At 57.3% G+C, this 18,571-nt stretch carries 17 protein-coding genes; 16 read left to right on the top strand and 1 reads right to left on the bottom strand.

Annotated features, from left to right (window positions below):
• Window positions 1-63 precede the first annotated feature (63 nt).
• The 15 genes from nuoH to M9920_16780 all read left to right on the top strand — a co-directional run bounded on the left by nuoH (window position 64) and on the right by M9920_16780 (window position 15,207).
• Entirely contained in the window at window positions 64-1,248 is a 1,185-nt protein-coding gene (gene nuoH / locus M9920_16850; protein ID MCO5053948.1) for an NADH-quinone oxidoreductase subunit NuoH, read from the top strand.
• A 106-nt stretch (window positions 1,249-1,354) separates the two neighbouring features.
• A complete protein-coding gene (locus M9920_16845; protein MCO5053947.1) occupies window positions 1,355-1,942 on the top strand; it encodes an NADH-quinone oxidoreductase subunit J in 588 nt (195 codons plus the stop codon).
• Window positions 1,939-2,250, top strand: coding sequence for an NADH-quinone oxidoreductase subunit NuoK (nuoK, locus tag M9920_16840; GenBank protein MCO5053946.1), 312 nt, complete (start codon window positions 1,939-1,941; stop codon window positions 2,248-2,250). The genes M9920_16845 and nuoK overlap by 4 nt, the downstream gene beginning before the upstream one ends.
• Before the next feature lie 584 nt (window positions 2,251-2,834).
• A complete protein-coding gene (gene tnpA, locus M9920_16835) occupies window positions 2,835-3,287 on the top strand; it encodes an IS200/IS605 family transposase (GenBank protein MCO5053945.1) in 453 nt (150 codons plus the stop codon).
• Window positions 3,288-3,932: 645 nt separating this feature from the next.
• Complete coding sequence (locus M9920_16830) at window positions 3,933-4,157, top strand: ribbon-helix-helix domain-containing protein (GenBank protein MCO5053944.1); 225 nt, start codon at window positions 3,933-3,935, stop codon at window positions 4,155-4,157.
• Entirely contained in the window at window positions 4,154-4,561 is a 408-nt protein-coding gene (locus M9920_16825; GenBank protein MCO5053943.1) for a pilus assembly protein, read from the top strand. The genes M9920_16830 and M9920_16825 overlap by 4 nt, the downstream gene beginning before the upstream one ends.
• Window position 4,562: 1 nt before the next feature.
• A complete protein-coding gene (gene nuoL / locus M9920_16820; GenBank protein MCO5053942.1) occupies window positions 4,563-6,713 on the top strand; it encodes an NADH-quinone oxidoreductase subunit L in 2,151 nt (716 codons plus the stop codon).
• Complete coding sequence (locus tag M9920_16815; GenBank protein ID MCO5053941.1) at window positions 6,710-8,302, top strand: NADH-quinone oxidoreductase subunit M; 1,593 nt, start codon at window positions 6,710-6,712, stop codon at window positions 8,300-8,302. Before nuoL ends, M9920_16815 begins: the two co-directional genes overlap by 4 nt.
• A 6-nt stretch (window positions 8,303-8,308) precedes the next feature.
• Window positions 8,309-9,427 (top strand): HEAT repeat domain-containing protein, encoded by a 1,119-nt coding sequence (locus tag M9920_16810; GenBank protein ID MCO5053940.1) that lies wholly within the window; start codon window positions 8,309-8,311, stop codon window positions 9,425-9,427.
• Window positions 9,428-9,582: 155 nt separating this feature from the next.
• Window positions 9,583-10,071: an IS200/IS605 family transposase gene (gene tnpA, locus M9920_16805; protein MCO5053939.1), complete on the top strand. Its 489-nt coding sequence runs from the start codon at window positions 9,583-9,585 to the stop codon at window positions 10,069-10,071.
• A 400-nt stretch (window positions 10,072-10,471) separates the two neighbouring features.
• Complete coding sequence (locus M9920_16800; GenBank protein ID MCO5053938.1) at window positions 10,472-10,669, top strand: hypothetical protein; 198 nt, start codon at window positions 10,472-10,474, stop codon at window positions 10,667-10,669.
• Window positions 10,629-11,150 carry a hypothetical protein gene (locus M9920_16795; protein MCO5053937.1) on the top strand — a complete coding sequence of 174 codons (522 nt, stop codon included), beginning with the start codon at window positions 10,629-10,631 and terminating at the stop codon, window positions 11,148-11,150. Before M9920_16800 ends, M9920_16795 begins: the two co-directional genes overlap by 41 nt.
• Window positions 11,144-12,658: an NADH-quinone oxidoreductase subunit M gene (locus M9920_16790; GenBank protein ID MCO5053936.1), complete on the top strand. Its 1,515-nt coding sequence runs from the start codon at window positions 11,144-11,146 to the stop codon at window positions 12,656-12,658. Before M9920_16795 ends, M9920_16790 begins: the two co-directional genes overlap by 7 nt.
• Complete coding sequence (locus tag M9920_16785; protein ID MCO5053935.1) at window positions 12,655-14,142, top strand: NADH-quinone oxidoreductase subunit N; 1,488 nt, start codon at window positions 12,655-12,657, stop codon at window positions 14,140-14,142. The genes M9920_16790 and M9920_16785 overlap by 4 nt, the downstream gene beginning before the upstream one ends.
• A 69-nt stretch (window positions 14,143-14,211) precedes the next feature.
• Window positions 14,212-15,207, top strand: coding sequence for a D-cysteine desulfhydrase family protein (locus tag M9920_16780; protein ID MCO5053934.1), 996 nt, complete (start codon window positions 14,212-14,214; stop codon window positions 15,205-15,207).
• Between the two features lie 115 nt (window positions 15,208-15,322).
• Here the strand turns inward: M9920_16780 and M9920_16775 are convergent, their stop codons facing one another.
• On the bottom strand, window positions 15,323-17,266 hold the full coding sequence (locus tag M9920_16775) for a hypothetical protein (protein MCO5053933.1): 1,944 nt from the start codon (window positions 17,264-17,266) through the stop codon (window positions 15,323-15,325).
• Window positions 17,267-17,528: 262 nt separating this feature from the next.
• On the opposite strand from M9920_16775, the gene M9920_16770 reads away from it, so the two are divergent.
• Window positions 17,529-18,542, top strand: coding sequence for a response regulator transcription factor (locus M9920_16770; GenBank protein ID MCO5053932.1), 1,014 nt, complete (start codon window positions 17,529-17,531; stop codon window positions 18,540-18,542).
• The last annotated feature ends 29 nt before the right edge of the window (window positions 18,543-18,571 follow it).

Here is an 18,571-nt window from a genome sequence, read left to right as displayed (position 1 = left end):
ATGAATCACCCCCAACGACAACTGCCAGATCGCCTGGCCGCGCGGCCAACTTAAAAGTCATTCATGTCCGGTTTGGATCAAATCTTCGTGCAACTCAAACACTGGCTGCTTGGTCAGGCGGACGGAATTCTGTCGGAGTCGGGGTTGGCCGTCGTTTCGCTGTTGCTTTCGATTGTTCCGGTACTCGTCATTTTTCCCACGCTCTTCGCGGTGATGACTTGGATGGAACGCAAAGGTTTGGGGCGCATTCAAAATCGCTACGGACCGAATCGCGTCGGGCCGTTCGGTTGGTTGCAACCGGCCGCCGACGGCATCAAGGCGCTGATCAAGGAAGACATTGTGCCGCGGGCGGCGGATCGCGTGGGGCATTTGCTGGCGCCGGTGCTGCTCGTCATGGTGGCTTTCACCGTCTATGCCGTGTTGCCGTTCGGACGAAACATGGTGGTGGTGGATTTGGATTCGGGGCTGTTGTTTTTCTTTGCCGTGGGCGCGGTGGCGGAACTGGCGGTGTTCATGGCGGGTTGGTCCAGTCGGAACAAGTACGCGCTGCTGGGCGCGATGCGCGCCGTGGCGCAAATGATCAGTTACGAAATTCCGCTGGTGCTGGCCACGCTCCCGGTGGTGATGATCGCCGGCACGCTCTCGCTGCCGCAGATGGTGCTGGCGCAAAGTCCGACGCCCGGTTGGTCGCTGGATTGGTTTGTGTTCACTCCGTGGGGCGCGGCGGGCTTCGTTCTGTTCCTGATTGCCGCCAGCGCGGAGGCCAATCGTTGTCCGTTCGATTTACCGGAAGGGGAATCGGAAATCATTGCCGGATATTTCATCGAGTATTCGGGATTCAAATTCGCGCTCTTTTTCCTGGCGGAATATCTGAGCTTGTTCGCCATCAGCGCTCTGGGGGTCACGCTGTTTCTCGGGGGCTGGAACGCGCCCTACGCCGCGTGGGAATTTATTCCGTCCTGGCTGTGGTTCTTTTTGAAACTGGTTGCCGTGCTCGCCTTGTTCATCTGGACGCGCGGCACGTTGCCCCGGTTGCGTCAGGATCAACTCATGAATTTTGCGTGGAAATTCATGCTCCCGATGGCGCTCATCAACATCGTGACCGCCGCGCTCTGGCATTGGGTCAGCGGCGCTTTCACGCGCTGGCTGGTGTGCGGCGCGCTGGCGCTAGGCTCGTACTGGTTATTGGGGCGCGGCCTGATGCAAGGCCGACAACTCACCAAACGCACGTACCGTTTTGCGGAATGAAGATGCTAAATAATTATCAGGCTAAATCGTCGCCGCACCACCACGGCCCACGCGGTGGCGCAGCGCGGCCACGTTTTAATGTTTTAACCTTGCGCCGTTTTTACGCATGACCCTTGCCTTCGCCATCATTGCCGCGCTGATCGTGAGCGCGGCTATCGCGACGATGTGGTTGCGCAATCTCATTCACTGCGTGTTGGCGGCGGCGGTGACGTTTATCGGTCTGGCGGCGGCCTATTTGCAACTGGAAGCGCAATTTGTCGGGTTGGCGCAAATTCTGATCTACGTGGGCGCGGTGGCGATTCTCATCGTGTTCGCGATTCTGCTCACGCGCGGCGGCGAGGTCCCGGAACGCTCCATTTTTTCAGTCTCCTGGTTCTGGGGCGGCGCCATTGGCGTCGCGGTCTTTGCGCTCCTGGTTTGGGCGATTCTGCACCGTCCGGTTGCGCAATCGCCGCTGCCGCCCGCGCCGGAGGTCACGGTTGATCAGATTGGAAGCCGATTGATGACGAAATTTGTGTTGCCGCTTGAGGTGCTCGGCTTGCTGCTGACGGCGGCGTTGATTGGCGCGGTGATTATTGCGATGCGTGACGAAGTCGCAAAAACGAAACTGGGTGATGGGGAATTGAAGGTGGATGAAACCGTCGCGCCGCCCGCCCGCCTCCATCCACCCGCCGCGCAAGGAGAGCCTCAATGAACCCGCTCGCCGGCTATTTGATTTTGTCCGCGCTGCTTTTCAGCATCGGTCTGGCGGGGGCGCTCACCCGGCGCAACGCCATCATCGTGCTGATTGGCATTGAACTGATGCTCAACGCGGCGAACCTGAACTTCATTGCGTTTTGGCGCTTCAGCGAGCATCCGGAAGCGCTCACGGGCATCATGTTCGCCATCTTCGCGATTGGTATTGCCGCCGCCGAAGCCGCCATCGGCCTCGCGCTCATCATCGCGATTTATCGGCACTACCGCACCGCGAACGTGGATGCAGTGGGTTTGTTGAAGGGTTGACCAGAACCATGAACGATTTTCAAGCCATTGAAACAAGAGTGCGCGGAATAGGCGCGGAGCGCCGTCAGAAGGTAGCCCATGCCGTGAGGCATGGGTACCAAGTGGCAAAAATATCCAGCCCCGGAGGGGCGGAAGATTCTGGCGGGATTTTTCCCGCGTTCATGCGTTGCGTTTCAATTGAACGTATGTTTTCTATCGCCCCTTCGGGGCTGGATTGGTTTTATTCGCGTGACCCACGGCTATCGCCGTGGGCTACCGTCGGGCGGCGCGTCCGCGCCTTTGGTTTCACTACCTTAAACGCGTTGTTCAATTTACCGTCGTTTGCAGGCACGGAATCAGGGAAGCTGATAGCTCGTGCTTTGAGGCGCGCAGTTTGCGAGGCGAACGTGACCGTCAGTTTAGGCGCGGAGCGCCGTCAGAGGGTAGCCCATGCCGTGAGGCATGGGTATCAAGTGGCAAAAATATCCAGCCCCGGAGGGGCGGAAGGATCAACCACCCTTTCCGGGGCTGATGTCACTTCAACATTGCGTTCCACAACCGGTGTCGTGGGTCACTCGTTCTCACCATGGCCCGACTAATCATGTATGGCGCACACCCACACCAACCTATTGTTTCACGTCGTGTTCAGCACCAAGGAACGGTTGCCCCTGCTGGATGCGAAATTGAAACCGCGCCTGTTTGCCTACATGGGCGGGGTGATCCGCGAACTTGGCGGCACGGCTTTGCTTATCAATGGGCCGAGCGATCATGTCCATCTGCTGATCCTGTTGCTCGCAAAACTTGGTCTTTCGGAAGCGATCGGAAAATTGAAAGCCAACACCAGCGGCTGGGTGCATCGCGAATTTCCGGAACGATGGTCGTTTGCCTGGCAGAGCGGGTTTGCGGGGTTCACCGTCAGCCATTCACAAAAACAATCGGTGTTGGATTACATTGCGAATCAGGAGGAGCATCACCGCAACATTTCGTTTCAGGAGGAATTTCTAATGTTTCTCCAAAAGCATCAGATTCAATACGACGAAAAATATCTCTGGGAATGAACGCGGGTTTGAAAACACATTTTCTGTCGCCCCTGCCGGGGCTTGGCCGGTTTGCCGTGACTGACCCACGGCTATCGCCGTGGGCTACCGTCGGGCGGCGCATCCGCGCCTTTGGTTTCACTGCCTTAAACGCGTTGTTCAATTTACCGTCCTTTGCAGGCACGGAATCGCGGAGGCTGGTAGCTCGTGCCTCGAGGCACGCGGTTCGTGAGACGAACGCGGCCAGTTCAGGCGCGGAGCGCCGTTGGATGGTGGCCTGTACCGCGAGGTGCGCGGTTCGTGGGGCGAATGTGACCAGTTCAGGCGCGGAGCGCCGTCAGGGGGTAGCCCATGCCGTGAGGTATGGGTATCAAGTGGCAAAAATATCCAGCCCTGGAGAGGCGGAAGATTCTGGCGGGATCTTTCACATGTGCATGCGTTGCGTTTCAATTGAGCGCATGTTTTCTATCGCCCTTCCGGGGCTGGATTGGTTTTATTCGCGTGATCCACGGCTATCGCCGCGGGCTAATCTCTGTCGCCACGCCGTGGCTTCCAAATGATGCCTTGGATTGTCAAAAGCCTCTGGCTGATTCCCGTGCTGTCGCTGCTGGCGGCGGGAATGGATGCGCTTGCCCAAAAACACCGAAGCGATTACACTTTTGCCACATGAGTCATACAATCACAGTTCGTCTTAACAAAGAGCTTGCCGAGTGGCTGGCGGAAACTTCCGAGCGTACAGGCGTGCCGCAGGGCAGGCTGGTGCGCGATCAGTTGGAAAAAGCACGGATGGCGGGAGGACAACGACCGTTCATGCGTTGGGCCGGTAGTATCAAGGGCCTGCCTCGCGACCTGTCCATGCGTAAAGGATACTCCAAGGGAACAAAGGGATGAAGGGAATCGCCGACACCGGCTTTCTGGTTGCATTTGCCAGCGTGAACGACGTCCACCATGAATGGGCGTTGAGCGTGGCGTCCCGCGTGACCGAACCGCTGCTGACCTGTGAATCCGTGTTATCGGAAGCTGCCTTTAATCTGGACGACTCACATCGCGTGCTCGCGATGATTCGTGACGGCCTGGTAATGGTCGCATTCGACTGCAACGATCACCTGCATCACTTGGAGGAATTGGCTCGTCGCTATGCAGACCAAAATCCGGATTTTGCCGATCTCTGTTTGATTCGCATGAGTGAACTCAATCCCGATTACTCGGTAATCACCACCGACCGACGCGATTTTCACATTTATCGTCGCAACAAGCGTGAAGCGATTCCGCTGATCTGTCCGCCCGAAAAATAGAATGGCCTGGATTGTCAAAAACCTCTGGCTGATTCCTGCGCTGCCATTTTTGGCGGCGGGACTGAACGCGTTATTGCCGCAACGCCGCCGTCAGACCGCAGCGACTCTGGCCATCAGTTCGATGGTTGGGGCGTTTCTCCTTTCACTTTGCGCGTTTGCTTTTGCGCTGTGTGGCGGCGACGCCCCCGTCGCCGCAATACCTCATTTCGCCAGTGCGACGGGGGCGTCGCCGCCACATTTTTACAATTTTACCTGGTTGCAATTCGCCGCTGGCGACGCGGGTTTGTTGAGACTGGGTTGGGTGCTCGATCCGCTCGCGGCGGTGATGCTGGTGATGGTTTCGTTCGTCGGTCTGTTGATTTTCATCTACAGCGTCGGCTACATGGCGGATGACGAGAACTACACCCGCTTCTTCTGTTTCATGTCGCTTTTCGCTGGCGCAATGCTCGGCGTCGTGTTGGCGAACAGTTTATTGCTGCTCTTCATCTGCTGGGAATTGGTCGGACTGACTTCCTATCTGCTCATCGGGTTCTGGTATCAAAAACCCAGCGCGGCGGCGGCGGGGAAGAAGGCGTTCATTACCACGCGCATTGGCGACGTGGCACTTCTGCTCGGCATGGTCTGGCTCTATCACGAATCCGGCACGTTGTTGTTTTACGATGACGGCGCGGGCTGCTTGGAAACAACTGCGCTTTCAAAACTCGTCGCGCAAAGCACTCTCGCGGGTATGGCCGTATCCACGGCGATTGGCTTGCTGATCTTCGTTGGCGCAATGGGTAAATCGGGTCAATTCCCACTGCACGTTTGGTTGCCGGACGCGATGGAAGGTCCGACACCCGTTAGTGCCCTGATTCACGCGGCGACGATGGTGGCGGCGGGCGTGTTCCTTGTGGCGCGGACGTATCCAATCTTTGAATCAACGGCGCAAGGTCTTTTGGGAGATAGCGCGCTGCCTCCAATTTCTGTCGCGCTCCAAGTCGTCACCTGGATCGGCGCGATCACGGCGTTTTTCGCCGCGACGATTGCCGTCGCGCAAAACGACATCAAACGCATCCTCGCGTACTCCACCGTTTCACAGTTGGGCTACATGATGATTGGCTTGGGCGTTGGCGGCGTGGCGGTCGGTATGTTTCACCTTATCACGCACGCGTTTTTCAAGGCACTGCTGTTCATGGGCGCGGGTTCGGTGATTCACGGCTGTCACGGCGAGCAGGACATTCGCAAGATGGGTGAAGTGCGCCGGTTCATGCCCTTGACGTTTTTCACTTACGCCGTTGGCATGATGGCCCTCGCGGGCGTGCCGTTTTTCTTTGCCGGATTTTGGAGCAAAGACGCCATCCTCCACGCGGCGCACGGTTGGTCGCTTTCTGCCGGGCCGTTTTACCTGGCCTTGGCGGGCGTGGTGTTGACGGCCTTTTACATGACGCGGCAAATGGCGTTGGTCTTTTGGGGGCAGTATCGCGGTTATCCGGCGCGCGAAGTGACGCCTTCCAAGACTCCTGAACTTGTGCGACTGCGCGCGGAGCATGAGCCGCACGAAAGTTCCGGCGCCATGACCTTGCCGCTGTTGGTTCTGGCGATCTGCGTCGTCGCATTGGGCGCGATTGGAACGCCGTGGTGGCCGTGGTTGCAATCGTTCCTCGGTGCGGATGCCGCTGAAGGTTTCACCCGCGAAGTGGCTCAACTAATGGTGGTTTCCACGCTGGCGGTTTTTGTCGGTGTCGGATTCGGCCTCGCGTTTTACGGTTACGTGCAACGTAAAACTGCCGCCGAACCGGACCTGCTGGAAAAAGCCTTGCCACTGGGCATGTATGAATGGTTCGCGAAGAAGTACGGCATTGATGAACTTTACGAATTGACGGTGATTCGCTTTAACGCCTGGGCGGCGAAGGCCTGCGCGTTTTTGGATCAATGGGTCTGGGGCGGGGTGGTCACGGGGATTAGTTATGTCGCCCTGGCGCTCTCGTGGGTGAGCCGGGCGATTGATGAGTTCGTGATCAATCTCGGATTTGATCGAAGCTGCGCTGGCTTGACGCGCGGCGGCAAGTGGATGTCGCGCTGGCAGGACGGCCAGGTGCAACATTACTTGCGAATTATTGGCGTCGGCCTGGTGGCGTTGGTGCTGTTCCTGGTTTGGGGAGGGGCGCGATGAACCAATTCCCCATTCTCACCATCATCACGTTGCTGCCGCTCGTGACGGGAATTGTCGTTGCCAGTCTGGGAGCGCGTCGGGAATTGGCCCGCAGACTCGCGCTGGTTTCCACTTTGTTTTCGCTCAGCCTGGCCCTGGCTTTATGGAAGGCTTTCAATGCGGCTTCGGGCGAACTTCAATTCGTGGAGCAACACGAATGGATTGCGGCGCTTGGAGTAAACTACTTGGTCGGCGTGGATGGACTTGGTTTGTTGATGGTGTTGCTCACGAGCCTGGTGGTGCCGATGGCGTTGTTGGCGTCGGATCAAGGGAGACCGGCATGGCGCCGGTCCGGTGAGTGCGCCAGCGGGACGCCGCCCTCACTTTATTACGCGCTGGTTTTGTTCCTGCAGGCCGGACTCATGGGCACGTTCACGGCGCTGAATTTTTTCCACTGGTTCATCTTCTGGGAGCTGAGTCTGATCCCGGCGTTTTTTCTGATGCGACTCTGGGGTGGATTGGGCCGGGTCGCCGCCGCGAATCAATTCTTTCTCTACACCATGGCGGGCAGCGTGGCGCTGTTGCTCGCCTTTCTGGCCATCTATCTGGCCACCGGCAAATTCGATTTTCCGGCGCTTGCCGAATTGGGGCACAGCGGCGCGCTGGCGACGGTGTTATCCGAAAAACTTGGCTGGTTCAACCTCACGGCGAATCAACTCGTCTTGGTGATTCTGGGCGGCGTGCTGCTGGGTTTTGCCGTGAAAGTGCCGCTCATGCCGTTTCACACCTGGTTGCCCACGGCCTACGCGGAAGCTCCCTGTGGCGTGACGATATTGCTGACCGGATTAATGTCCAAGATGGGCGTCTATGGCTTGCTTCGGATTTTTCTGCCGATCTTTAGTCGGCAACTCGGCGAGCCGCGCGTGCAAAATCTTCTGCTCGCGCTGGCGGTCGTCACGATTGTTTTCTCCGCGTGCGCCGCCTTCGCGCAACGCGACCTGAAACGCATCTTTGCCTATTCGTCCATCAACCACCTGGGCTATTGTCTGCTGGCCATTTTTGCGGTGGCCAAATTCACCAACACCCCCGAGTTCGCCACGGAGAAAGCGGCGGCGCTCAACGGCGTATTCCTGCAAATGTTCAATCACGGTTTCACGGCGGCGACGCTGTTTTGGTGCGTGGGCCTGATCGAACAACGCAGCGGCGGCGTGCGCGGATTGAATGACTTCGGCGGGTTGCGTAAAGTCGCGCCGATCTTTTGCGGATTGATGGGCATCGCGATGTTTTCGTCGCTTGGCCTGCCGGGGCTGAACAGCTTTGTGGGGGAATTTCTGATTTTCAAAGGCGTGTTTCCGCTCGCGCCTTGGGCGGCGGGAATTGCGGTGCTGGGATTGCTGGTCACAGCGATTTTCATTCTCACGATTCTCCAGCGCGTGTTTCACGGTCCGGTGAATGACAAATGGTTGAAGTTCCCGGACCTGACCCCGCGTGAGATCGGAATGTTGGCGATCCCGATTACGCTGATGTTTGTGCTGGGATTGTGGCCGCAATTGATCTTGGGCGTGGTCAATAGCACCGCCGTGCAAATGGTGGAGCAATTGAAGTTTTGATAGCGAATGGACGCGAATCACTCCCAATTTGGATTCGGTCAGAAGTGGAAATGGTTCTGCTTTTCGAGCCTGCTGTTGCTTTTGCTGCTTTACTTGGGAGGGATTGCATTCCGCAGTCCGAAGGAGCCAGAATTCGCCGGGAAGTCATTGTCTGATTGGTTGGCCGAGCTCGATACAGGGAGGATGGAGATTATTGATTTTCGCGCAGTTTTAGACCCGCAAGCGGCGGAAGCCATTCGGCAAATTGGCCAGCCAGCAGTGCCGTTCCTGATTGAGTTTGTTAAATCAGGATACAGCGCCATCTCCACGTATTACGCACTTGATAGCTTGCCGGTCAAATTACCGCTTCGAGTGGTGGAGCAACGGCTGGACCATCGGATGAGCCTAGCGAGACAGGCGGTGCTGGGATTTCGAGTGTTGGGGACAAACAGTGCGGAGGCAGTCCCGGATTTGGCATCCCTACTCGCGGCTAAGAATGAACAGTCCGCACTGCAAGTCTGGGAGGCGCTAAGTGCCACCGGGCCAGCCTCGCTGAATGTGATTAGTAATGGACTCAGGAGTTCAAGCTATTTTGATCCTGGGCACGCTGCGATTGCTGCGGGGTTTCTGGGTCGTGATGCCGAGCCACTTGCGCCGCTGCTCGTTTCAATGTTGAACGACCCGAAGCACGACCGGGTTCGCCCCTTCGTTTTGCGAGCATTAGGGCGCATAGGTGAACCTCGCGACACGGTTTTACCAGTACTCCAGCAGGCGCTGGCAGACACAAATAATACGATTGTTGGTAATGCCGCGATTGGCCTGATGCTGTTGGGAGATGCCGGTCGCGTTGCTTTGCCCCAAATCCAGCAGTGTTGGGTGGGTGAAAATGAAAAGGCCAATTTGTTTTCGCTACTCGCCTACATTGTGCTGTCCACGAATGACAGTCAGATCGTTCAAGAGATTGATCAAACCCGATCGAAGTTGGGAGTGAAGGAGACATGGGAGGCGGCACTGGCGTCTGCATCGCATACACCTACGGAAGTATTGGCTCAAGTCAGAACGGGATGGACGAATGCGAGTCCATCAGATCGCCGGGATCTCTTCGAAATGTTAAGAGCAATTTTGCCGATCGAAGAAAACAAATGATATGTCGGCCGGAAGAAGTTCATTATTTTTTGCGAGACGGAACGCCGCCGTGCAAATGGCGGAGCAGTTGAAATTTTAGCCGCGGATGAACATGGATAAACAAATTGCCGCGCCGCAGGCGCAAAACAAGACAGCCCAGGGCAACGCCCTGGGTAATGAATGAACAAAACAATAAAGCCCTGAAGGGGCGAGACAACGTGTCGCAATCATTGGCCAATATTTTGGTTCATGCCATTTGGAGCGTGAAGGAACGTCGTCCGTTGATTACAGAGGATGTCCGGGCTGGATTGCATGCGTACATGGCGGGCATTTTGAAAAAAATCGAATCGCCGGCGTTGATCATTAATTCCGTGGCGGATCATGTGCATGTCCTTTGCCAGCTTTCCAAGAACCTCGCCGCCTGCAAGCTAATCGAAGAGGTGAAGAAGAGTTCGAGCAAGTGGATGAAGACACAGGGAGTTTCGCAGTTTGCGTGGCAGAGCGGCTACGGAGCTTTTTCGGTGAGCCAATCAAACGTGCCTTCGGTTCGCAACTATATCGAGAATCAGGCGACACACCACCAGCGGTGCGATTTCAAATCGGAGTTCCGCGCGTTTTGCGAACGATACGGTGTGACCATTGACGAACATTATGTGTGGGATTGATTTTGTGCCGCCCTTTCAGGGCTTGAATGGATTAAGGGATTGCTCCCAGGGCGTTGCCCTGGGCTGTCATGGCGTGCGCTTTCAGCGCGATGATTTACAGTCCAAATGGCTGGAACAGGGGAAGCCGGGGTGGCGCCTCGGGAAATTTGTTGGTAAATTGTTACAGGCCTGGAAAGGGCGGGATCATCTACTGCGTGCGATTGACGATTCTGGAATCGCCGGCCTCGTGTCAACATTGATCATTCATCGTTCGTCTTTTTCAAAATGTTAGCCTGGACCATTTACATTTCATTCCTTGGCGTGCTGGTGCTGATGCTCCTGCCGAAAGGCAACGCGGCGGCGGCGCGCTGTTCCAGTTCGCAAAATTGACTTTGAAGCCCAAAACGACGATAACTTACCCATGAGCACGCCATCGAAGGCAGCCGCCAGAAAGCCGGGTCGCGCCCGTGGGTCGAGAACCTGGGGCACGCGCGCGGCGGCGAAAATCCGCGCCCAGAGCAACCAGTGGACGCGCGCCGAGCGGGAGGCTTGGCTGGAGCGCGCGATGCAAATTGCCTATGGCAGCAAAGCTCAACTCACCCAGACTCGTCGCCGTTGACACCAACGTCGCCCTCGACTTTGCGAAAGGCGTGGATGACATCTGCGATGCCATCGCGACGATTAAAACCCGGATTCCCGGAGTCGAGTTGCTATTGCCGCCGACCGTGATGGGAGAACTGGCGAACGCAGCGGCAACAGCGGCGGATCGCAAAGTGCGGCAGGCGGCGACGAAGATGCTCCGGCAACATCGGGCTTGGGGGTTTCGCTTGGTGAATTTCATTCCGCTGGGCTTTGCACAGGTGGAGCGCATTGGCGAACGCTTGCGGCAGCAAGGGCTGTTGCCGGAGGAGGAAGTGCATGATGCGGCGATCATCGTGGAAGCGGCGGCATTGGGATGTCCGTTGTTGACGAGCAGCGACGCGGAATTGGCCGGGGTTGACCACGAGAAATTGACGGTGGAATTGGGGCGATTCGACTTGATTGCGCCGGTGATCGCCACGCTCCGGGAGATCGTAAAGAAATTTTTCAGATCATGTTAGCCTGGACTATTTACATTTCATTCCTTGGCGTGCTGGTGCTGATGCTCCTGCCGAAAGGCCACGCCGCGGCGGCACGTTGGGTCGCTCTGGCGGCGGCCAGCGCGGGGTGGTTGGTGGGTCTGGTGGGTTACGCACAGTTCCAGGCTGGTGAAATTTTAACCATCACCAAACATTCGTGGGTGCCGTCCTTGGGATTGGAATATCATCTCGCGGCGGATGGCGTGAGTTTGACGTTGGTGTTGCTCACCGGATTAGCCGCGCTCGGCGGCGTGCTTTTCTCGTGGAATCTGACCTCGCGCACCAAGGAATTTTTTGCCTTCTACTTCACGCTCATCGGCGGGGTATATGGCGTGTTCCTGAGTTTCGATTTGTTCCTGTTGTTCGTCTTCTACGAAATCGCGATCGTGCCAAAATATTTTCTGATCGCCATCTGGGGTTCGACCCGGCGCGAATATGCCGCGATGAAGCTGGTGCTTTACTCGTTCTTGGGCAGCGCGCTCGTGTTGATCGGGTTGATTGCGCTCTACGTCGTGGCCGGGACGCACACCATGAACGTGTTGGAACTGGCCCGGCATCCGTTCCCGCACCAATTCCAAATCTGGGCGTTTCCCTTGGTCTTTGTGGGGTTTGCCATTCTGGCCGGTCTGTGGCCGTTTCACACATGGGCGCCAACGGGTCACGTGGCCGCGCCGACCGGAGCTTCCATGTTGCTGGCCGGGGTGGTAATGAAACTCGGCGCTTACGGTTGTTTGCGCGTGGCGATGACGTTGTTCCCGGAAGGGTTGGCAGCGTGGAAACTATGGATCGCGGTGCTGGCGGTCATCGGCATCGTGTATGGCGCGATGGTGGCGTTGGTGCAGAAGGATTTCAAATTCGTCATCGGTTATTCCAGCGTGAGTCACATGGGTTTTGTGTTACTCGGGCTGGTGACGCTGAACACCATCGGCTTGAGCGGCGCGGTGTTGCAGATGTTCTCGCACGGCATCCTGGCGGGGCTGCTCTTCGCGGTGGTGGGGCGGATGGTGTATGACCGAACGCACACGCGGGAGTTGACGACGTTGGCAGGCCTGCGCTTGAGCCGGGTGATGCCCTTTGCCGCCACGACCTTTGTCATTGCGGGCGTGGCCTCGATGGGCCTGCCGGGGTTCAGTGGTTTTGTGGCGGAATTGCAGGTGATCATCGGCGCGTGGCAATTGTATCCGACCTTGGTAATCATTGTCGGCGTGGGGATTTTGATGGGCGTGGCCTACACCTGGCGGGCGATGCAGAAAGCGTTTTTTGGCGAGGCGGAAGCGCGGAGTTCCAACTCGTCCCATTCCTCCGAGGCCAAAATCGGCGACGGAGTGGAGGCCGTCCCTCCGATTTCAATCCCGGAACGCATTGGCGCGGTGCTGCTGATTGGCGCGTCGTTGGTGGTGGGATTATATCCGAAAGTGTTGCTTCGAGTGATTGTGCCCAGTTTTGATTCGCCGTTGTTTGATTGGTTGCGAAAAGGAGGTGGGCTGTGAGCTACCTCGAGTTGCTCAAACTGGCCGCACCGGAAACGATCGTCGTGTTGACGGCCCTGGCGGTGCTGGTGGTGGACCTCACTTCCATGCGCGGACTCGAGTCGCGTCTGCGTTTCATCGTGAGCGGGCTGTTGACGACGGTGGGTTGCGCGGCGGCCCTGGCCTGGATGTTCGTGATGCCGGTGCAGGCGAACGCGCTCGAAGGTATGTTGGTCGTTAATCAACTGACGCAAATCGTCAAGGGCTGCCTGCTCGGATTGGTGGTGGCGACGGTATTGATTTCAGTGGAAGCCAGATTTACTGCTCACCCGGCCGAATTTCTGACGCTGCTGCTGTTCTCCACGGTGGGCATGATGTTTCTGGTGAGCGCGGAAGATTTGCTCATGATTTTTGTGGCGCTCGAATTGGTCAGCCTGCCGCTCTACGTGCTGGCGGGATTCAACTCGCAGAGCCGCTACTCGGCCGAGGCGGCTTTGAAATACTTTTTATTTGGCGCCACTGCCGCCGCGTTTTTGCTCTTTGGCTTGAGTCTGATTTATGGCGTTACCGGCGCGACGGAGCTGACGGCCATCGCCCACGCGCTCGGCGGTCACGGGCCAGAACCGCTGCTCCTGGTGGCGCTGGCGATGTTGGTGATTGGCTTTGGGTTCAAACTGGCCATCGTGCCGCTGCACCTCTGGGTGCCGGATACGTATCAGGGCGCGCCCGCGCCCAGCGCGGCGTTTATCGCTTCCGGTTCGAAACTGGCCTGCTTTTTCATCTTTGCCAAAATCATGATGATTGCGTTTGCCGGCGAACGAATCGCGGGCAGCGCGGATGGGCGCGCTTTGGTGGGCGGCTGGGTTTCGTTGTTGGCAGTGGTGGCGACGCTTTCGATGGTGCTGGGCAATCTGGCGGCGTTGGCGCAAAGCAGCGTGAGGCGTTTGCTGGGTTACTCAGCCATTGCCCATGCGGGCTATTTGTTGTTGGGCGTGCTGGCGCAGGACGGAGCGGCGCTGGCGGCAGTGGTTTATTACGCGGCGACTTATGGTCTGGCAACCATTGGCGCGTTCGGCGTCGTTGACCTGGTTGAGAGGCAAACGGGAGATGATTCCATGTCGAGCTGGCTTGGGTTCAGTCGGCGCGCTCCGATCGCAGCGTTGGCCATGATGGTTTTCCTGTTCTCGCTGGCGGGCATTCCGCCGCTGGCTGGTTTCTTCGGAAAGTTCTATTTGTTTGCCGCCGTGCTGCAAACAGGCGCTGACCATCTGGGCTTACTTTGGTTGGTCGTGCTGGCGGTAATCATGAGCGTGGTTTCCTTCTACTACTACGTGAAGGTGTTGAAGTGGATTTATCTGCCGCCGCCAGCGGACGCTCCCGCATCCGGCGACGCGGCGAATGTATCCCGGTTGGCTCAAATTATTCTGCTGCTGCTGGCGCTGGCAATTGTTGCGCTGGGTTGCTTCCCAGATTTGCTGGTAGGACCTTTGCAAGCGGGCTTGTAAAAATGGTTGGGCGGTCTCGTGCAGGCCGGGTGATTGACTTTCTCCCTTTCTTTTCGCACACCCTTGAGGATGAATCTTGAATCACTGCCACGCGTCCGACTCGCCCAATTACCAACGCCGATCACCCGTCTGGAGCGTTTGTCGCGGAAGTTGAACGGTCCGCATCTATGGATCAAACGGGATGATCAAACCGGCCTGGCGTTCGGTGGCAACAAAACCCGAAAATTGGAGTTCCTGGTCGGTGAGGCGCTGGCTCAGGGTGCGGACACCTTGGTGACGTTGGGGGCGGGGCAATCCAATCACTGCCGCCAAACCGCCGCCGCGGCGGCAGCGACCGGTCTGCGCTGTGAATTGTTGCTGAACGGTCAGCCGCCGGAATGGCCGAATGGGAACCTGTTGCTCGATGAATTATTGGGCGCCCAGGTGCATTGGATCGAACGCGCGCAACGGGCGGAGAAATTGCGTGAGTTGGAGGCCAGACGCCGCAAGGAGGGCCGCAAACCATACCTGATTCCCGTTGGCGGTTCGAACGGACTCGGCGCCGTGGGCTACGTGATCGCCATGCTGGAGTTGCAGGAGCAATTGCGCGCCCTGAGCCAACGGATGGATCATTTGGTGTTTGCCTCGAGTTCGGGAGGGACGCAAGCGGGGATGGCATTGGGAGCGCGACTGGCAGGATACACCGGGCGCGTGACCGGAATTTCAATTGATCGGAATGATCCGGGGCAATTCGAGTTCGAGGACGAAATCGCGCACCTAGCCAATGCGGGCGCGAAGCGATTGGATTCAGCCGCGCGGTTGACGCGGGAAGACGTGGAAGTGATTTACGGCTACCGAGGCGCGGGCTACGGAATCATGGGTGAATTGGAACGGGAGGCGATCCGCCTGCTGGCTCGGGAGGAAGGTATTTTGTTGGATCCGGTTTACGCGAGACGGGCGTTTGGGGCGTTGTTGGATCTGATTCGACAAGGTCGGTTCAAGCGCGACGAATCGGTTTTATTCTGGCACACCGGCGGAGCGCCGGCGCTGTTCGCTTATGCCCGCGAATTATCGGGCACAACGTGAGATTACCTTCGGTGACAAAGAGAGTCGGATCGGGAAAAAACCAACGGGCTTTGGCTGGATTGACCAACCAAAGCCCGTTGACGATTTAGTTGCTTTACAGTGCGCTTGGCGACGGCTACTGCCGCACGCGGAAGAACTGGTTGCCCGTTGGATTGGTGATCACATGCGGGTGCGCCGCACCGGCGATTTCGCTCCATCCGCTGGTTGGCGACGAAGAGCTTTCCAGCGCGCCACCGGTCCAGTCAATGATGATGGAATTTCCGGAGCGGCTGATTTGGAGATTGAGTCCAATCGGGATTTTACTGGCCGTCGCGCCACCCAACGCGGCAATTTCCAAATCGGTCATGCGGCCGTTGCGAATTTGAATGCTGCTGATGTACAGGGGCTGCAGATCGCCATCTTCATCAGCCAGCAGGAGCGCCGTCGGTCCCAATGACCAGCGCATGTCCACGCTACCTCCTGCCAACGGGTCGGCGCTGTTCGAAAGGTATTGCGCGTCGTGAACTCCCACTGGGGCTGCGCCGATGGGTCCCGTGAGCACGCTGGTGCCGTCAATGTATTTACCAAATTCGCGCTGTGTCAGGTCGAAGGCCAATACCACGCGATGCCATTCGTCGGGAGTAAGGACACCTTGATAGCTGGCGCTGATCCCCAAGCCGTCGGAGCCATTAAAGAAAGCTTCCGCATCGTTGGTATTTCCCGGATTGGTTTGCAGGAGCGCACGGTAGCCGGCGCTGGTGCTGGGACTCAACAGGTCGAAAATCAATGTATATTGATTGGCGTTGGTGCCGCCGCCGTTACCACCGATTTCGTGCGTCATGACGTAACCGCCCCAGGCGCCGATGCTCGGCGCGAAATACATGACGTCGGCCGGTTGGCCGTCAATATCACTGATGCCAAAACTGGTGGTGGTGCCAAATTGGGTGTCTTGTTGCACGGTGGCATCGAAATACTGCAGTGCTTGACCCGTGGCCGCGTTGAGGTTGCCTTGGTCGAAGTTCCATTGTCCGGTGACGCTACTTCCCGAAGGGAGACCGACGGTGAGTACCGAGGGCGGGGCGCTGGTGACGGTTTGGATTCCGTTATTAACCACAAGCGTGTAGGTGCCGGAATCGGCGATCTGGACATTTGTGATTCGCAAGCTGCCGTTGGTTTGCCCGGCAACCGCGTCACCATTGCGATACCACTGATAGGAATAAGTGCCGGTACCCACGACGTAACTGTTGAAGTAGGTTCCGTTCATGCCCACCACGTCGGTGGCATTAGTGGAATCAATCGTGATGCTCAAGTCGGTAAAAATCGGTATCTCGGCAGGAATTCCGGCGGCGGTGGGTTTGCCCAGAGCAAAGACGTCAATATCGCTCAACACCTCGTCGCGAAATTGTACGCTGTTAACGAAGCCGGGAGCGGATTCGCCGTCGTTATCCGTAAACAATAAGACGGTGTCCGAGAGTGCCCACCGACCGTCCGGCACCCCTAGGGACTGCTCTCCTACGAGAATGCCGTCAATATATTTGCGCAAGAGGTGGATGTCTTGTGCGAGCGTTTCATCAAAAACAACGTTGAACGTGAAAACCACGCGATGCCAGACATCCGGTGTCAGCAAACCATGATAGGCGGAGCTGATGCCGATTCCGTTTCCGCCATCAACGAACAGATCGGCGTCATTGAGATTGTCCAACGTGTCAATTTGGATCAAACCACGAAAATCGCCCGAACTGCTGGCGGGGTACATGATATCCATGATCAGGCTGTAATTATTGGCCAGGAAATAACCATCAGGCGACACCGGTACGCCAGGGTTTGCCAGGTAACCTTCGGTGCCGGTGCAAGCGGGAAAGCCCATGACGACCGCCGTTTGTCCGTCAATAGTAGCCGTGGTGAAAGTGGTTGGAGTTTCCACGCCGTAATACACTGCGGCGTAGTCCTGGATGTCCTGGCCGACCGTCGCCGTGAAGTTACTGCCGTTAAAGTCCCACTGCCCGGTCACGGCGGCGGGGGCGGAGAGGTTCGCTCCGACAGCCAGTGCCATTGCGATTCCGATGATGTTTTTTTTCATATATTTTAAGTCGCGGTTTGGTCTTACGGCGGCAACCTTAACACAAGGCTATAAAATCCTGAAATCGCCTGTTTAGGGGAGGGATTACCCAGTCCAGCGCACAAGCTGGCCCGGGAAGCTTTTCGGCAGGCGATGCTGACTCTCTGATGGGGTGAATAGGCGAACGCAGTGAAAGTAATGGAAAGTAGGGTTTGACCCGCATTAAGTATCTTGTGGATGCTGGCGTCGGCAGGGGAAAGGTCCTGCCGATGGATTGCAGCCAATGCGTAAACCCAAACGCGCCTCAAGTTTGAAGCTCACGCTCGCGTCGCCCGATGTCGAATGCGTCGCCTCCGTTGTGCAACGCAAATATCTGGCCGACCTCCGCCCGGCGGTCGCTGACGAGTTATCGGCGCGAATTAAGTATGGGCGGCATTACGCGTTCTTTCCCTTGGGCACGAGACGGCGGAAGGCGGCGGAGTCGAAAGCGGAAGCCATCCGTCACGCCATCGCGGTATCTGGCTGGAAGGAGGCAACGCCGCGATTCATCCGTGAATTTACCCTGGCGATTTTCTGGTTGCCGAACCCATTGACCTGCACTTACGCCACGCTGTTTACGGCCTTGGCGCAGCCTTCATTGATTCGAAAGCCCGGCGGTCAGTCAGCGCGACTCATCTTCTACGAGCCGGAAGCTTCCGTGCGTTGGGGAATGTTGGAGTGGCTCAACCTGCTCCCGGATTTCGAGTGCGTTGGCGCGCATGATTCCGTGAACGACTTTTTGAAAGATGTAAAGCGCGCCCGCCCCGAGTTGGTGTTGTTTCACAATCCGCCCTGCGCCACGGGCAGCGATTTGCTCAAGGAACGGCTGGCCAATGAATGTCCGGAGCAGGTTGGTTTTCCGTTCGGGATTTATCGAGACAGTGAACACGCCTGGTATTCGGTGACCGGGGTGGATGGCGGTTATTATTACCGACGTCGCCCACCGGCGCAGTTGTTCGAGCCGATTTCTGGCTTATGGCCGGACGGGAAGCCGGAACGCGAACTCGTCGAGTCGCGGATCCGTCATCACATGCGGACGTTGTTTGGGCTGCGGGCCGCGTCGGAGGAGGTTTTTCCCAGGTTAACGAATCGCGAGCGCGATGTGTTGATGGGGTTGCGCCAAGGGCATACGGATAAAAGCCTGGCCGCCTTGCTGGGGATTAGTTCGTGGACCGTGCATACGCACATGAAGAGCCTCTTTGATAAGCTCGGTGTTCACACCCGCGCCGAGGCCGTGGCGAAATTTTTTCAGAAGTAGCGAAAGTCGCCTGCGCGATCAGCGAATTT

The sequence above is a fragment of the Verrucomicrobiia bacterium genome, assembly GCA_023953615.1.
Classification (GTDB): Bacteria; Verrucomicrobiota; Verrucomicrobiia; order Limisphaerales; family JADLHS01; genus JADLHS01.
Note: the sequence above shows the minus strand (reverse complement) of the source record. Positions and strands in the feature narration are given on the sequence as shown.

Excerpts from the sequence above, each read along its gene's own strand:
- nuoH (MCO5053948.1), top strand. The coding sequence starts at position 64 with ATGTCCGGTTTGGATCAAATCTTCGTGCAACTCAAACACTGGCTGCTT.
- M9920_16845 (MCO5053947.1), top strand. The coding sequence starts at position 1,355 with ATGACCCTTGCCTTCGCCATCATTGCCGCGCTGATCGTGAGCGCGGCT.
- nuoK (MCO5053946.1), top strand. The coding sequence starts at position 1,939 with ATGAACCCGCTCGCCGGCTATTTGATTTTGTCCGCGCTGCTTTTCAGC.
- tnpA (MCO5053945.1), top strand. The coding sequence starts at position 2,835 with ATGGCGCACACCCACACCAACCTATTGTTTCACGTCGTGTTCAGCACC.
- M9920_16830 (MCO5053944.1), top strand. The coding sequence starts at position 3,933 with ATGAGTCATACAATCACAGTTCGTCTTAACAAAGAGCTTGCCGAGTGG.
- M9920_16825 (MCO5053943.1), top strand. The coding sequence starts at position 4,154 with ATGAAGGGAATCGCCGACACCGGCTTTCTGGTTGCATTTGCCAGCGTG.
- nuoL (MCO5053942.1), top strand. The coding sequence starts at position 4,563 with ATGGCCTGGATTGTCAAAAACCTCTGGCTGATTCCTGCGCTGCCATTT.
- M9920_16815 (MCO5053941.1), top strand. The coding sequence starts at position 6,710 with ATGAACCAATTCCCCATTCTCACCATCATCACGTTGCTGCCGCTCGTG.
- M9920_16810 (MCO5053940.1), top strand. The coding sequence starts at position 8,309 with ATGGACGCGAATCACTCCCAATTTGGATTCGGTCAGAAGTGGAAATGG.
- tnpA (MCO5053939.1), top strand. The coding sequence starts at position 9,583 with ATGAATGAACAAAACAATAAAGCCCTGAAGGGGCGAGACAACGTGTCG.
- M9920_16800 (MCO5053938.1), top strand. The coding sequence starts at position 10,472 with ATGAGCACGCCATCGAAGGCAGCCGCCAGAAAGCCGGGTCGCGCCCGT.
- M9920_16795 (MCO5053937.1), top strand. The coding sequence starts at position 10,629 with ATGGCAGCAAAGCTCAACTCACCCAGACTCGTCGCCGTTGACACCAAC.
- M9920_16790 (MCO5053936.1), top strand. The coding sequence starts at position 11,144 with ATGTTAGCCTGGACTATTTACATTTCATTCCTTGGCGTGCTGGTGCTG.
- M9920_16780 (MCO5053934.1), top strand. The coding sequence starts at position 14,212 with ATGAATCTTGAATCACTGCCACGCGTCCGACTCGCCCAATTACCAACG.
- M9920_16775 (MCO5053933.1), bottom strand. The coding sequence starts at position 17,266 with ATGAAAAAAAACATCATCGGAATCGCAATGGCACTGGCTGTCGGAGCG.
- M9920_16770 (MCO5053932.1), top strand. The coding sequence starts at position 17,529 with ATGCGTAAACCCAAACGCGCCTCAAGTTTGAAGCTCACGCTCGCGTCG.